Source organism: Streptomyces sp. NPDC058534, from assembly GCF_042717365.1.
Lineage (GTDB): Bacteria > Actinomycetota > Actinomycetes > Streptomycetales > Streptomycetaceae > Streptomyces.
The window spans coordinates 10,197-10,943 of the sequence record NZ_JBHXNW010000137.1 but is presented as its reverse complement, the minus strand read 5'-3'; the positions used below and the strand labels follow the sequence as shown (position 1 = coordinate 10,943).

The 747-nt window shown below is 72.3% G+C and carries 1 pseudogene; it reads right to left on the bottom strand.

Features of this window, described 5'->3' with window-relative positions:
• Window positions 1–42 precede the first annotated feature (42 nt).
• Window positions 43–546, bottom strand: a pseudogene (locus ACFWR9_RS41535) (efflux RND transporter permease subunit); the annotation flags it as partial.
• Between the last annotated feature and the right edge of the window lie 201 nt (window positions 547–747).

The window sequence follows — 747 nt, the reverse complement described above, 5'->3', positions numbered from 1 at the left end:
GCCTTCGGTGTCGGGCAGGACCTGCGCCGTTTCGCGGTCTCAGACCTTCGCCGGCTCCGGCATGACGGTGACCTGGACGTCGCGCACGCCGTCGACGGTGACCTGCGCGACGCCGTCGATGTCCTTCAGCTCGGAGACGACCGTCCGGTCGAGCCGGTCGGCCAGCGCCTGCTGGTCCTCGTCCGAGGTGACGGCGAGGACGACGGTCGGGATGTCGTCCGTCGAGCCGGAGATGACCTGCGGGTCGACGTCGTCGGGGAGCTGCGCGCGGGCCCGGTTGACGGCCTGCTGGACGTCGGCGACCAGCTGCTGGGTGTTCGGGCCGTAGTCGAAGGACGCCATGATGACGGCGTTGCCCTCACTGGCGGTGGCGGTGACGCCCGGTATCCCGTCGACGGCTTCGAGGCTGTCCTCGCTCGGCTCGACGACCTGCTTCTCGACCACGTCCGGCGAGGCACCCTGGTACGGCGCGAGCACGGACACCATGGGCAGTTCGATGGTGGGCAGCAGCTGCTGCTTGAGCTGGGGGATCACGATCGCGCCGAAGAAGACCACCCGCCACCTACGCCGACAACACCAGACCGAAACAACCCCACCCCGTCCACGCGGCCCCAAAACCACCCCCGGCAAGACGCACCCCACCCCCGGCAGGCCCAGCCCCGCCGGACACCGCAGCACCCGGCGGCAGCCCGCTGCCGTGGCGGGGCGCGGGGGGGGGGGGCGGTCGGAGCCGGCGGGGGGCGCGAC